Below are 23,890 nucleotides of genomic sequence, written 5' to 3' on the forward strand. Positions count from 1 at the left end.
GGCTTTGTGTTTCCCCGAGCCCTTTGAAGTAGCGGCATGACGGTCAAGATCGGCATCAATCCCATCACCTGGAGCAATGATGATGTTCCCGCACTCGGCGGCGATACGCCGCTCGCGACATGCCTGTCGGAAACCAGGCAGGCCGGCTATCGCGGCACCGAACTCGGCGGCAAATTCCCCAGGCGAAGCGACGAGCTTGGACCGATCCTGTCTTCTTACGGACTGGAGCTCGTCTCCGGCTGGTATGACGGCCGCATCCTCGACCGCACGGTCGACGAGGAATTCGCCGCCGTCACCTCGCATCTGACCCTGCTGCGCGACCTCGGCGCCGAGGTCGTGGTCTATGCCGACACCTCGCGCGGCCGTCATGACGGCATTTTCGCACCGATCTCGCAGCGTCCGCGCCTCGCTGACGGCGAATGGAGCGCCTATGGCGAGAAGCTGACCGAACTCGCCGACCGCATGGCTGCCTTCGGCGTCGGCATGGCTTTCCATCACCATATGGGCACCATCGTCGAGAGCGATGACGAGGTCGACAGGCTGATGGCCGCAACCGGCAAGAGCGTCGGCCTGCTGTTCGATACCGGCCATTGCCTGTTTTCGGGCGGCGACCCGGCCTCGCTCCTGAACCGGCATCTCGACCGCATCGTGCATTTTCATTGCAAGGACGTCCGCGCGGCCGTGCTGGAGAAGGCACGGCGCGAGGACATGAGTTTCATGGCGGCAGTGATGGAAGGAATCTTCACCGTGCCCGGCGATGGCTCCGTCGATTTCCTGTCGCTGCTGCAGCCTCTGGCCAGCCATGGCTTCGAAGGCTGGATCGTCGTTGAGGCCGAGCAGGATCCGGCCAAGGCACATCCCTTGACCTATGCCACGAAAGGTTACGCCTCGCTTCTCGCCACGGCCCGCAAGGCCGGGTTCGAGGTGGCTACACGAGACATGGCCTGACCACCGCCGGGGGGCTGGTGGTTGGCCGGTTGGGCGCGCGCCTCGGTAGGGGTAGCGACGCGAAAGCGCCCGGCGATCCGCGCCGCCGCCCTCCCTTGGCGGCGCGGATCGCACAGTTCTTGGCATCGAAATTTTTGCCCCCGAGTTGCCGGCCCGGCGTTTCCAGCTTGAGGCTGGCGACGAGGCATGCCTTGATGCAGATGGAGGAGCGACATGGCATTCGAGGCGGCACTCGGCATGGAACGGCTTTGCACCATCCGTGAGATCGCCGAGAAGGCGGAACTCGGCGCGGCAACCGTTCACCGCGCGCTGAAGAACAGCCGCGAGGTTCATCCCGAAACCAGACGGCTGGTGCTGGAGACTGTCTGCCTGCTTAACGAAGAGAAGATCGCCCGCGCCGCCAGGTTGGTCGGAGACTAGCTTGGCCGACCATATGCGCCTTTCCCTCGACATCATGTCGGTCGACCGCGGCTCGGACGAACCGATGCACCGGCAGATCTACGGCGCCCTGCGGCGCTTCATCCTCGACGGCCAGATCCAGCAGAACACGCTGCTTCCTTCGACACGCTCGCTGGCCGAGGATCTCAAGGTCGGCCGCAACACGGTGATCGCCGCCTACGACCAGCTGCTCGCCGAAGGGTTTATAGAGGCGCGCGCCGGGTCCGGCACCTGGGTGGCGCCGATCCAGCAGAAACGCCCGCCGGCCGCGCTGCGCGCCGGGCTTGCCGCTCCGCAAAAGCTCTCGCGGCGCGGTCAGACCATCGTCAACGGCCCGCAGCCGCCGCGCAATGCCGGTGTCATCAACTTCCATCCCGGCGTGCCGGAAACCGCGTCCTTCCCCTTCACCATCTGGTCGAGCCTTCTGGTGCGCAACGCACGCAGCCGCGACGAGAACTTGCTCGGCTATATCTCCTTTGCCGGCCATCCCGGTCTGCGCCAGGCCATTGCGTCGACCATCAGCCTGTCGCGCGGCATCAACTGCACCGCCGACCAGGTCATCATCGTCACCGGCGCGCAGGCAGCACTCGACCTCGCTTCGCGCGTGCTGATGGACGAAGGCGACCATGTCTGGATGGAGGAGCCCGGCTATCTCGGCGCCAAGAGCGCCTTTCTCGCCAGCGGCGCGCAGCTCGCGCCCTTGAAGGTCGATCGCCACGGCTGGCACCTGTCCGACCCCAACCTGCCTCCGCCACGCCTGATCTATGTGACGCCATCCTGCCAATGGCCGTTCGGCACCATCATGCGCATCGAAGAACGGCTGCAACTGCTTGACATCGCGGAACGCCACGGCGCCTGGATCGTCGAGGACGATTATGACGGCGAATACCGTTATCGCGGCCGGCCGGTGCCGGCGCTGCGCGGCCTCGATCATGCCGACCGCGTCGTCTATATCGGTTCCTTCGGCAAGACGCTGATCCCGGCGCTGCGCATAGGCTATCTCATCGTACCGCGCGAACTGTCCGTGCCCTTCGACCGTGCCGTCTCGATCACCGGCCAGTTCGCGCCGCTGATCCTGCAGGCGACGGTCAACGAATTCATCACGCAAGGCTATTTCGCCACGCATCTGAAACGCATGCGCCGCCTCTATGCGCGCCGGCAAGCCAATTTCGTCAAGCTGTGCCAGGAGCATCTGGCCGAATGGCTGACGGTGACCGAGAACGATTCCGGCATGCAGCTGCTGGCCAGTTTTGTCCGACCCTACAAGGACAGTGACGTCGTCGCCGCCGCCGTCAAGGAGGGCCTCGACGTGCAGGGCATCTCGATCAACTACCATTCGAGCGAGCCGGAACACGGCCTGCTGCTCGGCTATGCCGCGATGGACGAACGCCAGATCCTGCGCGCGGTGCTGGCGTTGCGCGCTGCCTTCATGCGGCTGGACCGGCAATAGGCCGATCCAGCGCTGAGCGCTTCAATTCACACTATCGAATTTCTGCAGATCGACGGGCGCTGCCTTGCGCACCTCGACATCGTCCAGCGAGGCATTCTCCAGCGCCACACGGGCCGCCGCATCGATGTTATGGATCATGTCGTCGATGTCGGCGTCGCCATGCGCCGGATTCATCGCGATCATCACCGTGCGGTTGAGGATGTCGAGAGAACCCTTGCCCAGATCGTCGGCATAGGTCAGCCGCAGGCCCTTGTTTTCCGGCAGCGTGTACGGATTGAGCGCCGGATGATGCGCGCCCTCATGCATCAGCACCTGATCCCACTGGGTGAAATTGTGGCGGCCGGTCTTGCCGGCGATGACACTCGGAATGGTCTTGGAAAAAGTCTGCGCCGCCTGTTCGCTGGGCAGCAGATACATCACCTGCGCCGCGCAATCGTCGTCGGGGCTGTTCATCGGCGACGGCGTCAGGCCGAGATTGCCGAGATGGCGCGTGCCGGCCAGCACCTTCTTCTTCTCCGCCCGCATCGCCTCGATGATGCCGTCGAGACGGTCGAGCTGGACATTGAGCATTGCACCCATCAGTTCCGAGGCGCGCGCGCCGATGCCGGCGAACGGCTTGATGCTGTCGCTGCGGCCCTGCCAGTAGAAATGGCAGGGGTCGATGGCGCAGCGTGCGCGCTCGGCCACTTTCGGATCGCTGGTGGCGATGCCGCCGCCCTCGCCCGACGTCATGTTCTTGAAGTAGTTGAAGGAGTAGGCGCCGGCATGGCCGATCGAGCCGAGCTTCTTGCCCTCATAGCCGCCGCCAATGCCCTGGCAGACATCTTCCAGCACGAGCAGACCGCGTTTTTTAGCGATGTCCATGATGGCGTTCATGTTGCAGGCCGCACCCCACATATGTACCGGGATGACCGCCTTGGTGAGCGGGCCGACGGCGTCGCGCAGAGCGGCCGGGTCGATGGTCAGGCTCTCGTCGATATCGACAATGACCGGAATGGCGCCGACCGACAGCACTGCTGTGGCGGTCGCCATATAGGTGTGCGCCGGCACCAGCACCTCATCGCCCGGGCCGATGCCGAGGCCGATCAGGCCGGCGGCGAGCCCATAGGTGCCGCTGGCGGCAAGCGCGAAATGCTCGACGCCGAGATGCCTTGCATAGCGCGCCTCGAAGCGGTTGCACTCGCTGTTCTCGCCATAGCGAAACAGCGCGCCCGAGCGGATCACCCTGGCAATGGCTTCGATCTCTTCTTCGCCGGCAGTGTACATGGCAAGTCTCCACATCGCTGATGGTATGAAGGCAGTACGCCTGCGGCCGCTGTTTGAAAGAACCACTCCGCTGCGATCTGACCAAGCCATCCTGGTTGCTTGATGGCCGGGTTTGACGCCGAATGTGGGCATAGCGAATGAAATCGGCATTCCAGAACGCAGGCCCGCGGAAAAATCGTACCCATCCGAATTCGTCGAAGTGGCCCTGTCGGAAAGCCCGCATTGGGCGTTCCATCGCGTCCAGTTGGGCAAACGGTCGGTTCCATGCAGCACGGGACACACTTTGGAAGACCCTCGAAACCGGCGTGCCGGCAAGATGGTGGCCGGCAAGACGGTGACCGGCAAGACGGTGGCCGTCCATGACGCGACAGCTCGTCCTGCATGAAGACGATGTCGGCATGTGCCATGGCGCCAACAGCGCCTTCCTCGAACTGACCGCATTGGGCGCCTGCAGCTCCGGCGCCGTGATGGTGCCGTGCCCATGGTTCCCTGAGATGGCCGAAGCGGCAGCCGCCAATCCCCGGCTCGATCTCGGCGTCCACCTGACGCTGAACAGCGAAAAGCAGCACTACAAATGGCGGCCGCTGACGTCGCCGTCGCGCGCGGCCGGCCTGACGGACGAGTTCGGCTATTTCTGGCCCGATGTCGCGACCACCCGCCGCAAGGCAGCACCGCAAGCGGTGGAAACCGAGCTTCGCGCCCAGATCGACACCGCCTACCGCGCCGGCATCGACGTCACTCATCTTGACGCCCATATGGGGGCAGCGCTGTCGCCGGAGTTTTGCGACGTCTACATCAAGCTCGGCCTGGAATATCGGCTGCCGGTGCTGTTGACCAAAACGCTGTCGGCCTATTCGCCCAATGACAATCTCGTCGGCGTCACCGAAGCGGCGTTCCAGCGCGGCGTCACTGAAGCCCGGGCCAAGGGCTTTGTCATCTTCGACGCTGCCATACAGACGACCTGGGGCCGTCCACGCTCAAAACCGATAGAGCCAGCCTACAAGGCATTGGTCGAAGGGGTCCGCGAAGGCCTGACCTTCTTTTGCCTGCATTTCAATGCGCCGGGCGAGTTGGAACTCATCGAGCCGCGCTCCGCCTATATCCGTACCGAGGAATACGAACTCTTCCGCGACCAGGCTTTCCGCGACTGGCTCGGCGCGCAGGACATCGACATCATCGGCATGAAGCCGCTGCGCGAGGAGCTTCGTGCACGGCTCGGGGCATCGACACCGGCAAAGGCCCGCAAAGCGGCCACCCGGTCAGCGCCGTAAGCCGATCCGTCGGCCGAGGCGCAAAGAGGGAATTGGAACTGCAACGACAATGGGAGAATGACATGAAGACTGTTCTGAAACTGGCGCTCGGCGCGCTTGTCTCGATGAGTATGCTGGCGGGCGTCGTGCAAGCGGCCGGCCTGAAGGATCCCAAGGATGTCCGCATCACCTTCGTGGTGCATGGCTCGGCCTCCGATCCCTACTGGTCGGTGGTCAAGCGCGGCGTCGACGATGCGGCGGCGCTCACCGGCGCCAAGGTCGAATATTATGCGCCGCAAGTGTTCGACGTGGTCGAGCAGGCCCGCCTGCTCGACGCGGCCATCGCCACCAATCCCGACGGCATCGCCGTCTCCATTGCCGACGCCAATGCGCTCGGCAAATCGGTCAAGGCCGGACTTGCCGCCAACATTCCGATGGTCGTGCTGGATTCCGGCGAGAAGGAAGGCGCCGAACTCGGCACCTCTCTCTATGTCGGCACCGTCTCCGAATATGATTCCGGCAAGAAGGCCGGCGAGCGGCTGGCCAAGGAAGGCACGCTCAAAGTCGTCTGCATCAACCACGAGGTCGGCAATGTCAGCCTCGACCAGCGCTGCCAGGGGTTGAATGACGGGCTGAAGCCGTCAGGCGGCGGCACCGAGGTGCTTACCGTGTCGCCCGATCCGGCCGACATCCAGCGCCGCACCGAGGCCTATCTGTCGGCGCATCCCGACACCCAGGCGGTGTTTGCGCTCGGCGCCACCGCCGCCAATCCGCTGATCCCGTTCTTCCGGCAGAAGGAATTGTTCGGCAAGATCAAGCTCTACACCTTCGACATCAGCCCCGAAGTCCTGGATTCCGTCGTCGCCGGCGAAATGGGCTTCGGCATGGACGCACAGCAATATCTGATGGGATACCTGCCGGTGATCTATCTGGTCGAGCATGCCACACATGGCTTCTGGCCGCAGAACAACGCCTACACCGGCCCGCTGTTCATCGACTCGCCCGACAAGGCCAAGGCGATCCTAGCGCTCGCCAAGGACGGCATCCGCTAAGGCAAGACCAAAACGGATCGGGGAGCCGCCATGCGCTCCCCGTCTCTGGTCGAGATTGCGAAGTGAGCGATTGGGGAGCCTAATGGCTGTTGTGGAAGACAAGGCGATACCTCCAGAAGCGCCGGCGCCCGGGGTACTGGGCAAGGACCGTTTCGGCATGATGTCGAAACGGGCGGCCGGTGCTGACGAGCGGCTGGCCAGCACCGGCCGGCTGACTCAATGGCTTCGCCGGCCCGAAGCCGGTGCCGCCGGCGGCCTCATCGCCACCATTATCATCTTCGCCCTGCTGCCGGGTGCATCGAACCTCTATTCGCTGCAGGGGTCGATGACCTTCCTGACGCTGGCAGCCGAACTCGGCATCATCGCCACGGCCGCAGCCCTTCTCATCATCGCCGGCGAGTTCGATCTCTCCGTCGGCTCGATGGTCGGCTTCGCCGGCGTCGTCATCGGACTGACGGTGAAATATTGGGGCCTGCCGCTGTGGGGCGGCATCGCCTGCGCCTTCGCTGTCGCCATCCTCACCGGCTACGTCAACGGCCTGATCGTTGTGAAGACCCGCCTGCCCTCCTTCATCGTGACGCTGGCGTCGCTCTACATCCTGCGCGGCCTGTCGATCGGCATTACCCGCGCCGTCACCGGCCGCACGCAGATCCCCTACATCCTCGACGGCGCACCGGACCCGGCAACCGCGGGCCTGTTCAACGGCCATCTCCTGACCGGCTTCTTCCAATGGATGGGCACGCAAGGTTGGATCGCCACCCGGACCGACGGCATTCCCTTCGTCGTCGGCATTCCGATGTCGATCGTCTGGTGGCTCGGCCTGACAGCGCTTGCCGGCTATGTCTTGACCCAGACCAAATACGGCAACTGGATATTCGCCACCGGCGGCGACCTCAATGCCGCCCGCAATGTCGGCGTGCCGGTCGACCGGGTTAAGATCGCGCTGTTCATCTACACCGCCTGTGCCGCGACCTTGCTTGCCACCATCCAGGTGATGGAGGCCGGCTCCGCCGACACCACGCGCGGCCTGCTCAAGGAATTCGAGGCAATTATCGCCGCGGTCATCGGCGGCGTGCTGCTCACCGGCGGCTATGGCACCGTCTATGGCGTGCTGTTCGGCGCGCTGATCTTCGGCCTGGTGCAGATGGGCATCTTCTACACCGGCATCGACACCGACTGGTTCAAGGTCTTCCTCGGCATCGTCATTTTGATGGCCGTGCTGGTCAACAACTACATCCGCCTCAAGGCGCTCGGACGCGGAGGTGGCAAATGACCTACCCAAACCCGTCCCCGGTCATCCAGCCAGCCATGGAATTGCGTGGTGTGTCGGTCAATTTCGGCTCGGTGCGCGCGCTCCAAGATATCGACATCAAGGTCTATCCCGGCGAGGTGCACTGCTTGCTGGGCGACAACGGCGCCGGCAAGTCGACGCTGATCAAGGTTCTGTCGGGCGTGCACCGGCCGACCAAGGGCGAGATTTTCGTCGACGGCAAGCCCGTCACGTTCCGCAGCCCGCGCGACGCGCAGGACCTCGGCGTCGCGACGGTCTTCCAGGACCTCGGCATGATCTCGCTGATGTCGATCACGCGCAACTTCTTCCTCGGCCGCGAGCCGACCAGAAGCCGCCTGCCCTTCTCGCGCTTCGACAAGGAGCGCGCCAACACAATTGCCCGCCAGGCGATGGCCGATATCGGCATCGACGTGCGCGACCCGACGCAGGCCGTCGGCACGCTGTCGGGCGGCGAGCGCCAATCGGTGGCAATCGCGCGCGCAGTCCACTTCGGCGCAAAGGTGCTGATCCTTGACGAGCCGACCTCGGCGCTCGGCGTGCATCAGGCGGCCATGGTGCTGAAATTCATCATCGAGGCGCGCATGCGCGGGCTGGCGGTGATCTTCATCAGCCACAACATCCACCACGCCTACCCTGTCGGTGACACTTTCACGCTGCTCAACCGCGGCCGCAATCGCGGCACATACGCAAAGTCCGAGATCTCGCGCGACGAGGTGATTTCCATCATGTCGGGCGGCGAGGATCTGAAGGCGGTGGAAGCTGAGATTGCCGGGCTGTTGGCGCAGATCGGCAATCGGCCGGCCGCCGCACCCTGAGCCTGGAACACTTTTGCAGAGAGTAATGACAGCATGAGCAGGATACGGGTCGGCGTCATCGGCGCCGGCATGATTTCGCAGGTCGAGCATATTCCAAACCTGTTGCGGCTCGGCGACCTGTTCGAACTGGTCGGCGTCGCCGACCCGTCAAGGATTTCGCGGGAATATGTCAGCGAAGTTCACGGCTTCGCCAATTTCGAAAAGCCGGAGCAACTGTTCGACCATAAGCTCGACGCCGTCGTGATCGGCTCGCCCGACCCGCTGCATCACGAGCAGGTGCTGGCCGCACTCGGGCGCGGCCTGCATGTCTTCTGCGAAAAGCCGCTCTGCTATTCCCCGGCGGAAATCGCCGAGATCGTCGCCGCGCGCGACAAGGCCGGCAAGGTCATGCAGGTCGGCTATATGAAGCGCTTCGATCCGAGCTACCGGCTGGCGCTGGCCTCGCTGCCCGGCACGGCAAAGACGCTGCGGTCCGTCTCGGTCGAGGTCAACGATCCCGACGCCTGGCCGTTCATCGCCCACCAGCGCTACAAGCGCGGCAACGACATTCCCGAGGAGCTGATTGCCGCCGCGCAAGCCAGGCAGAAACAACAGGTCGAACGCGCTATCGGCCAGCCTTTCAACGATCTGGCTTTCCGTGGATTTACCGCCGCTTACAGCTCCGCCTTGATTCACGATGTGAATGCCGTACACGGCCTGCTCGACGCGCTCAGCGTGCCGGATGGGGAGGTCGTCGGCGCGCAGATCTTCGCCAATGGCGATGGCGGCCAGGGCGCGGTAAAACTGCTCGACGGCCAGGCGCTGTGGACCATGACGCATCTGACCGTGCCGAAGCTCGCCGACTACAAGGAGCGCATCACGCTGTTCTTCGACGATGCCAGCCTCGAGCTCGAATTCCCCTCGCCCTGGCTCAACCATCACCCGACCCGGCTGACTGTGAAGACCTCGGACGGCCACACACTGTCGGCGAAGGATCTGCGCGCCGGCTACGGCGAAGCCTTCATCGAGGAACTGCGCGGCTTCTGGGGTGCGATCGTCAATGGCGACGAGGTGGTCAACCGCCCCGAGCACGCCGCGCGCGACCAGGCGCTGCTGATCGCGCTGACCAAGCAGCATTTGGCCACTTCGCAGGCCGGCTGAGCGCTCGCAGGATGTGTTGAGATTCAGGTCAGGCCGCGCCGAAAACATTGGGTTTCGAGAACCGGAGCGGAGCGTACTTAAGTACGTGAGCACCGGAAGCGCAGAAAGCCGGCGTTTGCAGGCCCGCCTCACCTGAATTTCAGCACATCCTACCGGGTGTTGATGACGCCGTCTGTATTGGCGAGCAGCTTGCGCACCGCGTTGCGGGCCGCCTCCGGCCGCTGCAGGCGGATGGCCTTCTCGATCGCCTCGTGCAGTTGCTGTGCATGCTGCAGATCGTCGAGTTCGCGCGTCGTATAGGTGAACAGATGATCGAAGGCGGATTCGATCAGCACGCCGAGCGGCACCAGCAGGTCATTGCCGGAGGCACGCAGGATGGCCAGATGGAAACGTGTGTCGGCGCGCGTGCGCTCCTGCAGGCTCGACGCCTCGCCCATCTCGCGGCAGGCCTGGCTGATCTCGGCCATCTGCTCCTCGGTGCGTCGCATGGCTGCGAAGGCAGTCGCTTCCGGCTCGATGATGTGGCGGAATTCCTGCACCGTCTTCAGGAACACCTCACGGTCGGGCGCGGTCGCGTACCAGGCGAGCACATCGCGATCGAGCAGGTTCCAGCGCTCCCTGGGCTCCACCCAACTGCCGATCTTGGGGCGCGATGCCAAAAGGCTTTTGGCCATCAGCATCTTGATCGCTTCGCGCACCGCAGAGCGACTGACGTTGAAGGTTTCGGACCATTTGGCTTCATTGGGCAGGATGGTGCCTGGCGGATAGTCGCCGCGCACGATCCGAAGCCCGATTTCGCTGGCCAGCGAGGCATGCACGCTGGTGCCGGGCACCCGGGTGGCGTCAGCCCGCCGAACGGCAGCCGGGCGCTCGGCTGTCTCAGTCTTGTCAGACTTCTTTCCCTTATTCGGCTTTCCGTCCCTCATGCATCCACAAAGTCCGGATTTCGAAAGCTGTCAAGCAGAGGGCCGGGCGCAGGCGGCAAAGCCTGTGGCTGTGCACAGATCAGGTTATAACCTTGCCCCAAAGCCCAATTTGCCAGACCTATTTGACGTATTTGCGCCAGCTGTGCTCGGGACGGAAGCCGAGCATGTCCCTGGCCTTGCGGTTGGAAAGCAGCGTTTCATATTCGCCGAGCTTCGTCTTGACCGGCACGTCGGGATAAAACCGCTTCAACAGTTCCGCGGTCGGCAGGTCGGACGAGGTGTCGTCATTGGCGGCGTTGAACACCTGGAAGCCGAGCCCGTCCGTTTCAACGGCGCGCAGCGTGATCTGGCCGAGATCGCGCGCGTCGACATAGCTCCAGGCGATGCGCTTGCGAAAGCCCGGATCGGCAAACCACTTCGGAAACAGCGAATATTCGTGCGGTTCGATGACGTTGCCGATGCGCAAGGCATAGATATCGGTGCCGTTGCGCTGCGCAAAGGCGCGCGCCGTGTGCTCGTTGACGACCTTGGACAGAGCATAGCTGTCCATCGGATCGACGTCGTATTCTTCGTCGAGTGGGAAATATTTGGGATCGCGCGGCTCGTTGGCGAACACCACGCCATAGGTGGTCTCGCTGGACGCGATCACCACCTTCGGGATGCCGAGCTTCACGGCCGCCTCGATGACGTTGTAGGTGCCCATCGCATTGATGCGGAACACCTCATTGTCGGTCGTGATCATGATGCGCGGTATGGCGGCGAAATGCACCACGGCATCGACCGGCTGCGGCCGCAGCGACGGGTCGAATTCATGCAGGCCCATATAGCTCGACAGCGCGTTGAACACCTGGCCGCTGTCGGTGATGTCGGTGATCAGCGTGCGCACCTTGGGATTGTCGAGCGGCTTGGTGTCGATGTTGAGCACCTGGCAGCCCTGTTCGACCAGATATTGCACGACATGGCGACCGGCCTTGCCGCTGCCGCCGGTGAACATGATCCGCTTCGTCATTTTCGTCTCCAATGCCTAGGATTTCCGTGTATTGTCAGACAATATGGCATTCCGCAACCACCCTCGCCCGCCAGACGGCGGCGCCCACTATCAATCATCGCAACAGGACTTCAAGACATGACCACGACCGCCGCGAGCGAAAAGATCGGCTTTATCGGCCTTGGCCTGATGGGGCACGGTATTGCCAAGAACATCGTCGACAAGGGCTATGGCCTGACCTTCCTCGGCCGCAAGAACCGCAAGCCGGCGGAGGACCTGATTGGCCGGGGCGCCAAGGAGGCGGCGACTTCGCGCGACGTGGCGGCGGCGTCCGACATCGTCTTCATCTGCGTCACCGGCTCGCGCGAAGTGGAAGCCATCATCCGCGGCCCCGGCGGCCTCAAGGAGGGCTTGAAGAAGGGTTCGGTCGTCGTCGACTGCTCGACCGCCGATCCGGTCTCGACGGTGGCGCTGGCGGCGGAACTGAAGGAGATCGGCGTCGACTTCGTCGATGCACCGCTCAGCCGCACCCCGAAGGAAGCCTGGGAAGGCACGCTCGACGCCATGGTCGGCGCGCCCGACGCGCTGTTTGCCCGTGTGAAGCCGGTCATCGAAACCTGGGCCGGCCGCATCGTCCATATTGGCGATACAGGTGACGGCCACCGCATGAAGCTGCTCAACAACTTCATCTCGCTGGGCTATGCCGCGATCTATTCCGAGGCGCTGGCGCTGGCCGAAAAGGTCGGCATCTCGCCACCGCGTTTCGACAGCGTCATCCGCAACGGCCGCATGGATTGCGGCTTCTACCAGACCTTCATGCGCTGGACGCTGGAGGGCGACCGCGACGCACATAAATTCACCATCGCCAACGCCTTCAAGGACCTGACCTATCTGGAATCGATGGCGGGCGCGGCCGGCATCGCCAACCCGCTCGGCAACGCCACCAAGAACTCCTTCGCCGGTGCCCATGCCACTGGCCCGGCCGAGCAATTCGTGCCGATGCTGGCGACATATATCGGCAAGGTCAACGGCGTCGACCTGATGCCCAGCAAGGATGGCAAGAAGCAGACGATTTGAGGTGGCGAAAAGCCTGTGTCAGCGCCTCGACCGGCCGATAACATCGTCGGTGTTGGCGAGCAGTTTGTGCACCGCATTGCGCGCGGCCGCAGGACGCTGCAGGCGGATGTTCTTCTCGATCGCCTCATGCAGCGCCTGCGCCCGCCGCTGATCGCTGGTCTCGCGTGTGACGAAGACAAAGAGATGATCGAGCGCCGACTCGATCAGAACGCCAAGCGGCACCAGCAGATCGTTGCCCGAGGCGCGCAGTATGGCGAGGTGAAAACGCGTATCGGCGCGGATACGCTCCTGCAGGTTCAGAGCCTCGCCCATCTCACGACAGGCCTGGCTGATCTCGTCCATCTGCTCGTCGTTGCGCCGCGTGGCGGCAAAGGCCGACGCTTCCGGCTCGATGATGTGACGGAACTCCTGCACCGTGCGCAGGAAGGCTTCCCGGTCCGGCCCGGTCGCGTACCAGGCCAGCACATCGCGGTCGAGCAGGTTCCAGCGTTCCCTGGGCTCGACCCAACTGCCGATCTTGGGCCGTGAAGCCAGCAGGCTTTTGGCCATCAGCATCTTGATGGCTTCGCGCACCGCCGAACGACTGACATCGAAGATCTCGGCCCATTTGGCCTCGTTGGGCAGAATGGTGCCGGGCGGATAATCGCCGCGCACGATTCTGAGGCCGATCTCGCCGGCCAGCGAGACATGGACGCTCGCTCCCGGAAAATGGGCGGCACCGGCCCTGCGCATGACAGCCGGACCGCGGCTGGCTTGTGCCTTGGCCCGCTCGGTTCGCTTCTTTGATTTCTCGTCCGGCATTCACGTTCCAATGCGTCGGCCGTCTGCGTCCGGACTGGTCCGAACCTGCACGGCGCGCCGATCTCGTTGCCGAAAATCCAAACTACAGACGCGTCAAAGCCGGAGCCTGCTGCCCCAACCGTTGCGTCCGTCCGGGAAGAGACGGGGCGCCCGTCAAAGGGCGCCCCGAAATCGAGAACCTACTTCTGGATGCAGGTGTCGACCGTGTCCTTTGTGCATTCGTCGAGGCCGGTGAACACCGGATCGGCGACGGCCTTGCCTTCGACCAAATCGATCATCACCGACGGTGCCTTGTAGCCCATTTCGAACGGCCGCTGACCAACCAGAGCGGTTACAAGGCCGTCACGGGCGATCGCCACTTCATCGCCGATCGTATCGGCGGCGCCGATGACGAAGTCGTTGCTGGCGATGCGGTCCTTGAGCGGCCCGAACAGGTCGCGATAGGGCTGCGGTGCGCCAAACAGCGGCCAGCCGCCCATGATGCCGAAGGCGTCGAGCTTGGGATTGGCGGCGAGGATGTCGGTCATCGCCTGCACGCCCTTGGCGCCGTCGTCATTGGTGAACACCGGGCAACCGGCGACTTCGGTCCAGCCGCCTTCGCCGGCAAGTGCCGCCAGGCCTTCCTTGCCCGACAGCGCGTCACGCATGCCCTGCGCGCGGCGCAGGATGTTGTCGGCCGCGGGATTGCCTTCGATGGTACAGATCGTGCCGCCGTTCGGCTTGCCCTTCTTGATGTACTCGCCGATCTTGTGACCCATCAAATAGTTGTCGGTGCCGAGATAGGTCTTGCGCAGCGCGGCATCTTCCTTGCTGAGATCGGCGTCGAGCGTCATGATCGGGATCGTCGGATTGGCGGTCTTGATCGTCTGAGCGATCAGCGGCGCGTTGGATGGCGAAATCGCCATTGCCACCGTGTCGGCCTTGCTCAGCATGTCCTGAACGATCTGCGCTTCGCCGGCCTCGTCGGAGGTCGATGCCGGGCCGGTGTAGAAGCATTCATATTCCGAGCTGGCATTTTCCTTGTTCCATTTCTCGCAGCCCTGGTGGATGGCTTCGAAGAATGGATTGTCGAGACCCTTCACCACGATGACGAGCTGTTTCTTGGCCAAAGCCGGCCCGGCGCCCAGCGCCATGGCGGCGACGGCGGCGAGCAAAAGTGTTTTCCTCATGTCAGTCCTCCCTTGAAACAGACGGACACGGCGTGCCCGCCACACAGATCGACCGGATGCTTAATGACCGAGGTTCGTTTCACGAGCACTCGTGTCGCCAAGACAGATCGATAAGCATTTCCAGATGCGGCATTGGCCCGGCTCAACACAAGGGTGGCGCCGCAACCTCGACCGATAAACCTCCGCCGATTCCGCCCGGCTAACCGCCAGCGGCATCGGCATAATCTCCTCCGACGCTTAGCTAATATCGGCTTGCGGCCAACGTCAATGCTATTTGTCCTACAAAACGGATTTTTGGATAACCAAGGCTTCAATTCGTCCGACAATTGATTGACGAGCGCCGGCTTTTGCGTAAAAGAACGCTGACGCTGTTTCCGGGAGGAGATGGGGAGAGCGGGGCCAAAGCAGCGCCGGCATTCACGCCGGGAACAGCAGCGGGTCGCAAAACACGGGGAGGCAAAGACTGGTGGCGGTTCTCGAACTCACCAATATCTCGAGGCATTTCGGCGCCATCCAGGCGGTCAACGACGTATCGCTGTCGATCGAGCCCGGACAGGTGGTCGGCCTGATGGGCGACAACGGCGCCGGCAAGTCGACGCTGGTCAAGATGATCGCCGGCAATTTCCGCCCCAGCCATGGCGTCATGCGCATGGACGGCAAGGAGTTGATCCTGCACAAGCCGGCGGAAGCTCGCCAGCACGGCATCGAGATCGTCCACCAGGACCTGGCGCTGTGCAACAATCTGACCGCTGCCGCCAATGTCTATCTCGGCCGTGAATTGCGCCGCGGCTTCGGCCCTTTACGCATCCTCGACTATGCCGCCATGTACAAGCGCGCCGGCCAGCTCTTCGCCGAGTTGAAGTCCGAGACCCGTCCGCGCGACCTCGTCAAGCAGATGTCGGGCGGCCAGCGCCAGGCAGTAGCGATCGCGCGCACCATGCTGTCGCAGGCGAAGATCGTGTTGATGGACGAACCGACGGCCGCGATCTCGGTGCGCCAGGTCGCCGAAGTGCTGAACCTGATCCGCCATTTGCGCGACCAGGGCATCGCAGTGGTGCTGATCAGCCACCGCATGCCTGACGTGTTCACCGTCGCCGACCGCGTCATCGTCATGCGGCGCGGCCGCAAGGTCGCCGACAAGACGATTGCGTCAAGTTCGCCCGAGGAAGTCACCGGGCTGATCACCGGCGCCATCGAACAGGTTTGATCTCAGCGAATTTCACCACGCACAGCACATGAAGGTCGACGATGGCACTGACAATTGACCAGCCGATCGAACAAAAGCAGCAATCCTTGCCGGCAAGACTGTTTGCCAGCCAGACCTTCTGGGTGGTGATCGCGGTCATCCTGGCCTGCCTGTTCCTGTCTTTTGCCACCGACGCCTTCGCCACGTCGAAGAACCTTTACAACATCACCCGCAACATCACCTTCGTCGCCATCATCGCGCTCGGCATGACCTTCGTCATCATCACAGGTGGCATCGACCTGTCGGTCGGTTCGGTGCTCTGCCTGTCGTCGATGGTGCTGGCCGTCACCATGCATGCCGGCTACTCCATCGAGGTCGGCATCCTCGCCTCGATCGCCACCGCGCTCGCCATAGGCGCCTTCAACGGCATCATGATCGCCTATCTCGGCTTTCCACCCTTCGTGGTGACGCTCGGTATGCTGTCGATTGCCCGCAGCCTCGCCATGGTCGCCTCCAACAACACCGTCGTCTTCCAGTTCGGCCCGGATCACGACAAGCTTCTGGCGCTGGGCGGCGGTGCCTGGGTGTTCGGCATCGCCAATCCGGTGCTCTACATGATCCTTTTGGCGCTGATCACCGGCTTCACGCTGCGCTGGACCAAGTTTGGCCGCCACATCTTCGCCATTGGCGGCAATGAGCACGCGGCGACGCTGACCGGCGTTCCCGTCAAGCAGATCAAGGTCGCCGTCTATATGATCTCGGCGCTGGCGGCGGGCATTGCCGGCATCATCCAGACCGGATGGCTGGGCGCCGTCACCACCAATCTCGGAACCGGCATGGAATTGCAGGTCATCGCCGCCACGGTCATTGGCGGCGCCAATCTCGCCGGCGGCGTCGGCACCGCCTTCGGCGCTATTGTCGGTGCCGCGCTCATCGAAGTGATCCGCAACAGCCTTGGTCTGCTCGGCATCAATGCTTTCTGGCAAGGCGTGTTCATCGGCGGCGCCATCCTGCTCGCGGTGCTGTTCGACCGGATCCGCAACTTCAGGCGCAATGACTGAATGTTTTTGGACTGAACCTTTCGGCTGGAAACCGTTGCCTTGACATCGAAATCCCTGTTCGAGCTCAACGGCCGGCTGGCGCTGATCACCGGCTCCGGCCAGGGCATCGGCCTGGCGCTGGCGCGCGGCCTTGCCGAGCATGGCGCAAGTGTCGTGCTCAACGGCCGCGATGCCGGCAAGGTTGCCGGTGCTGTCGCCGGCTTGCGCGACGCTGGCTTCAAAGCGCACCCCTCGACCTTCGACGTGACGGATTTTCGCGCGGTCGATGCCGATGTCGCCCGCATCGAGGCCGAGATCGGCGCCATCGACATCCTGATCAACAATGCCGGCGTGCAGTTCCGCGCTCCGCTCGAGGACTTTCCCGAGGAGCAGTGGGAGCGGCTGTTCAAGACCAATGTCTCCGGCGCCTTCCATGCCGGCAAGGCGGTCGCCCGCAATATGATCGCGCGCGGCAAGGGCAAGATCATCAACATCGGCTCGGTGCAGAGCGAACTCGCCCGGCCCAACATCGCGCCCTATACGGCCACCAAGGGCGCAATCCGCAATTTGACACGTGGCATGTGCACCGACTGGGCGAAATACGGCTTGCAGGTCAATGCCATCGCCCCCGGCTATTTCCGCACCGAGATGAACCAGGCGCTGGTCGACAACCAGGAATTCTCCGCCTGGCTGGAAAAGCGCACGCCGGCTGGCCGCTGGGGGTATGTCGACGAACTGATCGGCGCCGCCGTGTTCCTCGCCTCCGACGCCTCATCCTTCGTCAACGGCCATACGCTTTATGTCGACGGCGGCATGACGGCTTCGGTTTGACGGGAAACCCTATCGCTCAGTCTGAAAATCCACCACTACGGCCGGCAGCACACAGCGGCTTTCGCCCCGCGCCTTGACGCGAGCCCGAACTCAGCCGCACAATCCCGTTGCAGGCGAAGGGAGGCCAGTCGTCTGCGGGAGGTATACCCATGACGGACGCGATCAGGCTCTATTGGGGCCGGTTCGGACATGTTTCTGTCCTGAATGTCGCCAGCGACTTCGTCACCCATGCGCATGTCGAGGCCCACATCATCATCTGGCTGGAGGGCACGGCCGGCGAGATGACCGTCGGCCGCGAGACGGTGCCGCTGGGTCCCGGCACCGCCGCCGGCATCAATTCCTACCAGCCGCACAGCCACATTCTGTCGCAGAACGGCAGGCCCGGCCTGTTCCTCGCCTTCTACATCGATCCGGATTGGGCGCGCCGGCGCCGCGACCTGCCTTCGTCGGCGCCGTTGTTTGCACAGGCCGCAATCACGCTCGAACCATGGCTGCACCAGGCCGCCGCCAATCTGCTCGACCATTTGAGCGAAAATGAAAGCATCGACGACGTCGCCAATTACGAGATCGAGCGCTTCATCGATAGCGTGCTCGACGCCGCCGACGCCTCGGCGCCGCCGGAGGTACGCATCCGCATCAACACCATGCAGGACTTTCGCGTCCGCAAGGCAATCCAGCTGATGAAGGCCAATGTCTGCGAACGCATCTCGTTCGACGACGTCGCCCGCAGCGTTGGCTTGTCGCGGCCGCATTTCTTCGCTTTGTTCAAGGAACAGACCAATCTGACGCCCAATGTCTACTGGAACACGCTGCGCATGGAGGAAGCCGTGCGGCAGCTGCAGTGGTCGCAGGAGCCCCTGATCTCGGTCGCCTGCAATCTCGGCTTCACCACCCAGGGCAATTTCTCGCGCTTCTTCCGCGACCATGTCGGCGTGCCGCCGACGCTTTACCGCGAGGCGGCGCGGGCCATGGCCTGAGCCAAGCCGCTCGTTTTTCAGACTCCTTGATAGGGCCGCAAGACCCATTGATAAGCGCAGCACCGGCCGCCGCCCTACCCTGCTGCGTATCGAATTCGTAGGGGAATGATCATATGGCTGAAGTCACCGTCTCCAGCGTCATCGACGCGCCGGTCGAAAAGGTCTGGGCGCGCATACGCGACTTCAATGACCTGCCGGGCTGGCATCCGCGCATGGTCAAGAGCCATATCGAAGACGGCAAGAGCGCCGAAACCATCGGCTGCGTGCGTAATTTCGAGCTCGCCAGCGGCGCGCGTATCCGCGAAAAACTGCTCGACTTCTCCGACGCGAATTTCCGCGTCAGCTACTCCATCCTGGAGACGCCGCAGCCGCTGACCAATCACAAGGCGACGCTGCAATTGCGCCGCGTTACCGACGGCGACCGCACCTATGCCGAATGGACAGCAACCTTCGACGCGGCGCCCGAAGAGGCCGACAAGATCGCCGCCGGCATGGCCGCCAATGTCTTCCAGGGTGGCTTCAATGCGTTGAAGAGCCACTTTTCTGGCCAGAGCTGAGTCAGGGGAGACTGCCATGGCGCTTGCCCTCCAGACCTTTTCGGCCGTCAGGGATGCCAACGCGGCGCTGAAGGCGCCCGGCACCCGCTATCTCGGCGGCGGCACACTGGTCGTGCGCGCCGCCAATGAAGGCGATATCTCCGTCTCCGGCCTTGTCCGCTCGACCGATCCGACCCTTTCCGGGATCACTGTTGCCGGCGGCAAGGTCCGCATAGGCGCTTCGGTGACGATGGCGGCTATCGCCCGCCATCCGGAGCTTGCGGCGCTGTCCAAGGCCGCACGCGCCGTCGGCGGCCCGGCAATCCGCAATATGGCGACTGTCGGCGGCAATCTGTTCGCACCCGCGCCCTACGGTGATTTCGCTGTCGCCCTGCTGGCGCTGGATGCGACGGTTGGCACCGATGATGGGGAATTGCCTATCGAGGATTTCCTGGCCAAGCGGGACGGCAGCCGCGCCATTGTCACATCAGTCGCCTTCGCGTTGCCGAAGGCCGAGAATTTGCGCTTCCTGAAAGTGTCGCGGGTCAAGCCGAAGGGCGTCTCGGTGCTCAGCGTCGCTGCCGTTCTCGAACAGGCCGGCGACGGCACTGTCTCCTCGGCGCGGATCGCGCTCGGCTGCATGGCAGACCGGCCGATGCGCGCCCGTGCGGCGGAAAAGGCACTGATCGGCAGCAGGCTTGACCAGGACGGCGTCGCAGCGGCGCTGGCTGCAGCCGGTGAAGGCACTTCGCCAATCACCGACCCGATCGCCAGCGCCTGGTATCGCGCCGAGGTTCTGCCGGTCCATCTCGGCCGGCTGCTTACTTAACCACCGCTTGGGGGGCGCGCGTCTGTCCGATCAATCGGGCAGGCGCGCTGGGAGGAAAACATGGCAAAGGTTCCGGTTCAGTTCACGCTCAACGGCTCGGAGAAGGCCGAATTTGTCGACAGCGGCACGACGCTGCTGCACGCGCTGCGCGACAAGATCGGCGACACCTCGCCCAAGGGCGGCTGCCACCAGGGCACCTGCGGCGCCTGTTCGGTCATCATCGACGGCGAACTCCGGCTCTCTTGCCTGACCCTGGCCGAGACCTGCAGCGGCGCCGACATCCGCACCACATCGGGCCTCGCTGAGGCCGGCGTCCTGCATCCGCTGCAGCGTGCCTTCCTCGATGCCTTCGCCACGCAATGCGGCTTCTGCACGCCTGGCATGATCATGGCCGCCAAGGTGCTGCTTGACCACACGCCCAATCCGAGCCGCGAGGATGTGGTCGAGGCGCTGTCCGGCAATATCTGCCGCTGCACCGGCTACGAGCCGATCATCCAGGCGGTGCTGACGGCGGCCCGAGCCAATTCGCAGAACGCGGCCTAAGGATCAAAAGAATGGAACTGCGCAAAAACTATTTCGCCGATCAGCGCAAGGACGGCCTGCACGAGATCGGCCATGGGCGGCCTCGGCTGGATTCGCCGGGACATGTGACGGGCAAGACCGCCTATTTCGCCGACCGCAACTTCCCGAATATGCTTCACCTGAAAATGGTGCGCAGTCCGCACCACCATGCCCGCATCCGTTCGATCGACACTTCCGAAGCGGAGAAGCATCCCGGCGTGGTGAAAATCCTCACCGCCAGGGATGTGCCGCACAATGTCTACACCATCCTGATCCTGATCCAGGTCGGACCGGAAGACGAGACGGTGCTGGCCGACGGCAAGGTACGCTGGAAGGGCGAGGCGGTGGCGGCGGTGCTGGCCGAGACCGAGCGCGCGGCTCAGGAAGCGGCAGCCAAGGTCAAGGTCGACTACGAGGTGCTGCCGGCCGTCTTCGACATGGAAGAAGCGCTGAAGCCCGGCGCGCCTTTGGTCAATGAATATCACGGCCAGAACTATTATCTCTATGACAGCGGCGAATGCCGCAAGGTGCGCTTCGGCGATGTCGAGGCGAGCTTCGCCGGCGCCGACCACATCCTCGAACAGAGTTATCAATCCTCGCCCATCGAGCATGCGCCGACCGAGACCACCGGTTGCGTCGTGGTGCCCGAAGGCAATGACCGCTTCACCTGCTACACCAACACCCAGGCGATGTTCTTCACCCTCGACAACGCCTCGATCATCCTGCAGATGCCCGGCTCAAAACTGCATTTCGTCGGCGGCACTGTCGGCGGCGGCTTCGGCGGCAAGGTCGACGTCATCGTCGAGCCGATCGCCATTCTTGGCGCTAAACAAACCGGACGCCCAGTCTCCTTCATCTACAGCCGCGAAGAGGAGATGCAGATCTCCTCGCCGCGCGCCGCCGAAAAGATAATCATCAAGGATGGCGTGATGAACGATGGCCGCATCGTGGCGCGCAAGGTGACCGGCTATACCGATGCCGGCGCCTATTCGCGCCACTCGCCCTACGGTGCGCAGAAGGGTGCCGCGCACTATCCCGGCCCCTACACCATCCCCAATGTCTGGATCGACACCTACTGCGTCTACACCAACCGTACACCCTCCTCCGCCATGCGCGGCTTCGGCGTCACCATCGGCGACTTCGCGCTTGAGGTGCAGATGGACAAGCTGGCGCGGCTGATCGGCATGGACCCGCTCGAATTCCGCTTCATCAACGCCTATCGCGATGGCGACATGAAGGCGCATCGCCAGCCGACCGAAGGAGCGGCGCTGATCGAGTGTATGCAGGAGGCGTCGCGCGCCGCCAACTGGGCTGTGGCGGAGAAGTATATGGCGATGTCCTCCTACAAGAAGGGAGCTTGAGATGGCGCTAAGGCGCGGACGCGGCGTCGCCGCGATCAACTATCCGACGGGCATGAACCTTGGCGGCGACCCGACGCAGGCGCTGGTGCATTCGACGCCGACCGGCAATTTCATGGTGACGCTTTCCAGCGTCGATCTCGGTCAGGGCTTGAAGCAGATCATGGCGCAGATCTGCGCCGAGACCATCGGCGTGCCGACGGACCGGGTTACCATCGACACCGCCGACACCGACACCGGTCCGCACTGCATGGGCACCTTCGCCTCGCGCGGCACCCACCGCGCCGGCAACGCCGTCATCCAGGCGGCCAAGGAAGCGCGCCAGGTGATGCTGGAAGTGGCGGCGGAAGAGCTGGAGGTCAACGCTTCCGATCTCGAAACTGATGGCCAGGGCAACATTCTGGTCAAGGGCGCGCCGCAAAAGTCGGTCTCGATCTTCGATGTCGCGCTGTCGGCTCATTTCAAGCGTGGCCGCTCGATCTCAGGCCGCGGCATGTTCCTGATCCCGCGCTCCTATCCGGAGAAAGAGACCGGCGCGATGAAGCCGTCGACCTGCTACGCCCATGCCTGCACGGTGGCCGAGGTCGAGGTCGATGACGAGACGGGCGAGGTTACGGTGCTGACCGTCAAGAACGTCTTCGAGATCGGCCGCGCGCTGAACCCGAAAATGGTCGAGCAGCAACTGGTCGGCGGTTCCTGGATGGGCATCAGCCACGCGCTCTACGAAACGACCGAGCCCTATTATCCCAACCGCGACCATGGCGGCACCGACTTCAACCAGTATCTGATGCCGGGACCGGGCGATCTCGCCCAAACCGAGATCATCGTGCTGGAGCGGCCTTCGGCCGACGGGCCTTATGGCGCCAAAGGGCCAGGCGAAATGTGCGCGAACCCGCAGATCCCCGCGGTTGCCAATGCCGTCTTCGACGCCGTCGGCGTGCGCATCGACACGCTGCCGATCACGCCGGAACGCATCTTGCGCGCGCTGAAAGCGCAAGCGGCGAACTGAGGACGACATGCAGGAGCCGAATGCCGAGACTGTCGCGACCTCGCCGGAGGCGGTGGCACGCCACCTCGCTGGATCGCGCTACCTCGCCGACGACAGCCTGGCCACCGCCATCTTCCTGGCCATACGGCTCGGCAAGCCGCTGCTGCTGGAAGGCGCGCCCGGCGTTGGCAAGACCGAAGCTGCGAAGGCGATCGCGCAACTGCTTGGCCGCGATCTGGTGCGGCTGCAATGCTATGAAGGCATCGACGCAGCACACGCGCTCTACGAATGGAACTACCAGCGCCAGCTGCTCGCCATCCGCCATGCCGGCGAGCATGAGATCGACATCTATGACGACCGCTTTCTGATCGCGCGGCCATTGCTGCAGGTGCTGCGGGCGCCGGAGCAGCGCGTGCTGCTGGTCGACGAGATCGACCGCTCCGACCACGAATTCGAAGCGCTACTTCTGGAATTCCTCTCCGACTTCCAGATCAGCATTCCCGAACGCGGCACCATCCGCGCCGAAGCGCAGCCGATCGTCATCCTGACCTCGAACCGAACCCGCGAACTGGCGGAGGCGCTGCGTCGGCGTTGCGTCTATCACTGGATCGGCTATCCCGACGCCGAGCGCGAAGCCGCCATCATCATGCTGCGCGCCGGCGATGTCGCCGAGACCACCGCGCGCGCCGTGGCGAATGCCGTGCAGTCGATCCGCGCGCGGCCACTGGCCAAGCCGCCCGGCATCTCCGAGGCCGTCGAATGGGCCAACGCCGCCACCATACTGGAGAAGGGCGGCAGCCCATGGCCGCAAGCCTTCCGCCGAGCCATCGGTGTGCTGATCAAGGACGAGGAGGATTTGTCCGCGATCGCGCCGGAGCTTGGCCAGATTGTCGAGGAGGCGCTGGGGTGACGTGTGAGGTCAACAGCTCGTTCATAGCGAGGTGGCCTCACCTGGGCACTCTGCAACGCTGGC

Annotated in this window: 25 protein-coding genes; 20 read left to right on the forward strand and 5 right to left on the reverse strand. The window is 63.6% G+C overall.

Features of this window, described 5'->3' with window-relative positions; genetic code table 11:
• Positions 1-36: 36 nt before the first annotated feature.
• The 3 genes from iolE to mocR all read left to right on the forward strand — a co-directional run bounded on the left by iolE (position 37) and on the right by mocR (position 2,836).
• Entirely contained in the window at positions 37-948 is a 912-nt protein-coding gene (gene iolE, locus NKJ64_RS24790; protein WP_023826551.1) for a myo-inosose-2 dehydratase, read from the forward strand.
• 213 nt (positions 949-1,161) lie between these two features.
• Positions 1,162-1,368 (forward strand): LacI family DNA-binding transcriptional regulator, encoded by a 207-nt coding sequence (locus NKJ64_RS24795; protein WP_023682225.1) that lies wholly within the window; start codon positions 1,162-1,164, stop codon positions 1,366-1,368.
• A 1-nt stretch (position 1,369) separates the two neighbouring features.
• Entirely contained in the window at positions 1,370-2,836 is a 1,467-nt protein-coding gene (mocR, locus tag NKJ64_RS24800; RefSeq protein ID WP_245261374.1) for a rhizopine catabolism transcriptional regulator MocR, read from the forward strand.
• Positions 2,837-2,857: 21 nt separating this feature from the next.
• On the opposite strand, the gene NKJ64_RS24805 is transcribed toward mocR, so the two are convergent.
• Entirely contained in the window at positions 2,858-4,102 is a 1,245-nt protein-coding gene (locus tag NKJ64_RS24805) for a DegT/DnrJ/EryC1/StrS family aminotransferase (RefSeq protein WP_023826549.1), read from the reverse strand.
• A gap of 112 nt (positions 4,103-4,214) precedes the next feature.
• Between NKJ64_RS24805 and NKJ64_RS24810 the strand changes: the two genes are divergently transcribed.
• The 6 genes from NKJ64_RS24810 (at position 4,215) to NKJ64_RS24835 (ending at position 9,650) form a co-directional block, all read left to right on the forward strand.
• Positions 4,215-4,487 (forward strand): hypothetical protein, encoded by a 273-nt coding sequence (locus NKJ64_RS24810; RefSeq protein ID WP_196814829.1) that lies wholly within the window; start codon positions 4,215-4,217, stop codon positions 4,485-4,487.
• The gene (locus tag NKJ64_RS24815; protein ID WP_023826548.1) at positions 4,462-5,373 is read left to right on the forward strand and encodes a polysaccharide deacetylase family protein; all 912 of its coding nucleotides are present in this window, start codon (positions 4,462-4,464) and stop codon (positions 5,371-5,373) included. The genes NKJ64_RS24810 and NKJ64_RS24815 overlap by 26 nt, the downstream gene beginning before the upstream one ends.
• A gap of 62 nt (positions 5,374-5,435) precedes the next feature.
• The gene (locus tag NKJ64_RS24820; RefSeq protein ID WP_023687959.1) at positions 5,436-6,404 is read left to right on the forward strand and encodes a rhizopine catabolism ABC transporter substrate-binding protein; all 969 of its coding nucleotides are present in this window, start codon (positions 5,436-5,438) and stop codon (positions 6,402-6,404) included.
• 157 nt (positions 6,405-6,561) lie between these two features.
• On the forward strand, positions 6,562-7,677 hold the full coding sequence (locus tag NKJ64_RS24825; RefSeq protein ID WP_031197030.1) for an ABC transporter permease: 1,116 nt from the start codon (positions 6,562-6,564) through the stop codon (positions 7,675-7,677).
• The gene (locus NKJ64_RS24830) at positions 7,674-8,510 is read left to right on the forward strand and encodes an ATP-binding cassette domain-containing protein (protein WP_050588122.1); all 837 of its coding nucleotides are present in this window, start codon (positions 7,674-7,676) and stop codon (positions 8,508-8,510) included. The genes NKJ64_RS24825 and NKJ64_RS24830 overlap by 4 nt, the downstream gene beginning before the upstream one ends.
• A 33-nt stretch (positions 8,511-8,543) precedes the next feature.
• Positions 8,544-9,650, forward strand: coding sequence for a Gfo/Idh/MocA family protein (locus NKJ64_RS24835; protein ID WP_352463509.1), 1,107 nt, complete (start codon positions 8,544-8,546; stop codon positions 9,648-9,650).
• A gap of 149 nt (positions 9,651-9,799) precedes the next feature.
• On the opposite strand, the gene NKJ64_RS24840 is transcribed toward NKJ64_RS24835, so the two are convergent.
• Positions 9,800-10,576, reverse strand: a complete 777-nt coding sequence (locus NKJ64_RS24840) for a FadR/GntR family transcriptional regulator (protein WP_352463510.1) — start codon at positions 10,574-10,576, stop codon at positions 9,800-9,802.
• A 118-nt stretch (positions 10,577-10,694) separates the two neighbouring features.
• Entirely contained in the window at positions 10,695-11,585 is an 891-nt protein-coding gene (locus NKJ64_RS24845) for an NAD-dependent epimerase/dehydratase family protein (protein ID WP_352463511.1), read from the reverse strand.
• A 117-nt stretch (positions 11,586-11,702) separates the two neighbouring features.
• Between NKJ64_RS24845 and NKJ64_RS24850 the strand changes: the two genes are divergently transcribed.
• A complete protein-coding gene (locus NKJ64_RS24850; protein ID WP_023687954.1) occupies positions 11,703-12,641 on the forward strand; it encodes an NAD(P)-dependent oxidoreductase in 939 nt (312 codons plus the stop codon).
• Positions 12,642-12,659: 18 nt separating this feature from the next.
• Here NKJ64_RS24850 and NKJ64_RS24855 read toward each other — a convergent pair whose 3' ends face one another.
• The gene (locus NKJ64_RS24855) at positions 12,660-13,442 is read right to left on the reverse strand and encodes a FadR/GntR family transcriptional regulator (protein WP_023673051.1); all 783 of its coding nucleotides are present in this window, start codon (positions 13,440-13,442) and stop codon (positions 12,660-12,662) included.
• 179 nt (positions 13,443-13,621) lie between these two features.
• Positions 13,622-14,611: a sugar-binding protein gene (locus NKJ64_RS24860; protein WP_023673050.1), complete on the reverse strand. Its 990-nt coding sequence runs from the start codon at positions 14,609-14,611 to the stop codon at positions 13,622-13,624.
• A 466-nt stretch (positions 14,612-15,077) separates the two neighbouring features.
• Between NKJ64_RS24860 and NKJ64_RS24865 the strand changes: the two genes are divergently transcribed.
• The 10 genes from NKJ64_RS24865 to NKJ64_RS24910 all read left to right on the forward strand — a co-directional run bounded on the left by NKJ64_RS24865 (position 15,078) and on the right by NKJ64_RS24910 (position 23,827).
• On the forward strand, positions 15,078-15,818 hold the full coding sequence (locus tag NKJ64_RS24865; protein ID WP_023673049.1) for an ATP-binding cassette domain-containing protein: 741 nt from the start codon (positions 15,078-15,080) through the stop codon (positions 15,816-15,818).
• Between the two features lie 41 nt (positions 15,819-15,859).
• A complete protein-coding gene (locus NKJ64_RS24870) occupies positions 15,860-16,858 on the forward strand; it encodes an ABC transporter permease (protein ID WP_023673048.1) in 999 nt (332 codons plus the stop codon).
• A gap of 39 nt (positions 16,859-16,897) precedes the next feature.
• Positions 16,898-17,668: an SDR family oxidoreductase gene (locus tag NKJ64_RS24875; protein ID WP_031246147.1), complete on the forward strand. Its 771-nt coding sequence runs from the start codon at positions 16,898-16,900 to the stop codon at positions 17,666-17,668.
• Positions 17,669-17,817: 149 nt separating this feature from the next.
• Complete coding sequence (locus NKJ64_RS24880) at positions 17,818-18,645, forward strand: AraC family transcriptional regulator (RefSeq protein WP_023696208.1); 828 nt, start codon at positions 17,818-17,820, stop codon at positions 18,643-18,645.
• A gap of 113 nt (positions 18,646-18,758) precedes the next feature.
• A complete protein-coding gene (locus NKJ64_RS24885; RefSeq protein ID WP_023696209.1) occupies positions 18,759-19,202 on the forward strand; it encodes an SRPBCC family protein in 444 nt (147 codons plus the stop codon).
• Between the two features lie 16 nt (positions 19,203-19,218).
• Positions 19,219-20,010, forward strand: coding sequence for an FAD binding domain-containing protein (locus NKJ64_RS24890; protein WP_352463512.1), 792 nt, complete (start codon positions 19,219-19,221; stop codon positions 20,008-20,010).
• A 60-nt stretch (positions 20,011-20,070) separates the two neighbouring features.
• Positions 20,071-20,553, forward strand: coding sequence for a (2Fe-2S)-binding protein (locus tag NKJ64_RS24895; RefSeq protein WP_023752952.1), 483 nt, complete (start codon positions 20,071-20,073; stop codon positions 20,551-20,553).
• Between the two features lie 11 nt (positions 20,554-20,564).
• Positions 20,565-21,932, forward strand: a complete 1,368-nt coding sequence (locus tag NKJ64_RS24900; RefSeq protein ID WP_352463513.1) for a xanthine dehydrogenase family protein molybdopterin-binding subunit — start codon at positions 20,565-20,567, stop codon at positions 21,930-21,932.
• 1 nt (position 21,933) lies between these two features.
• Positions 21,934-22,938 (forward strand): xanthine dehydrogenase family protein molybdopterin-binding subunit, encoded by a 1,005-nt coding sequence (locus NKJ64_RS24905; RefSeq protein ID WP_352463514.1) that lies wholly within the window; start codon positions 21,934-21,936, stop codon positions 22,936-22,938.
• A 7-nt stretch (positions 22,939-22,945) separates the two neighbouring features.
• Entirely contained in the window at positions 22,946-23,827 is an 882-nt protein-coding gene (locus NKJ64_RS24910) for an AAA family ATPase (RefSeq protein WP_352463515.1), read from the forward strand.
• Positions 23,828-23,890: the final 63 nt, after the last annotated feature.

Origin of the sequence: Mesorhizobium sp. M0062, assembly GCF_040323125.1 — a bacterium.
Classification (GTDB): domain Bacteria; phylum Pseudomonadota; class Alphaproteobacteria; order Rhizobiales; family Rhizobiaceae; genus Mesorhizobium.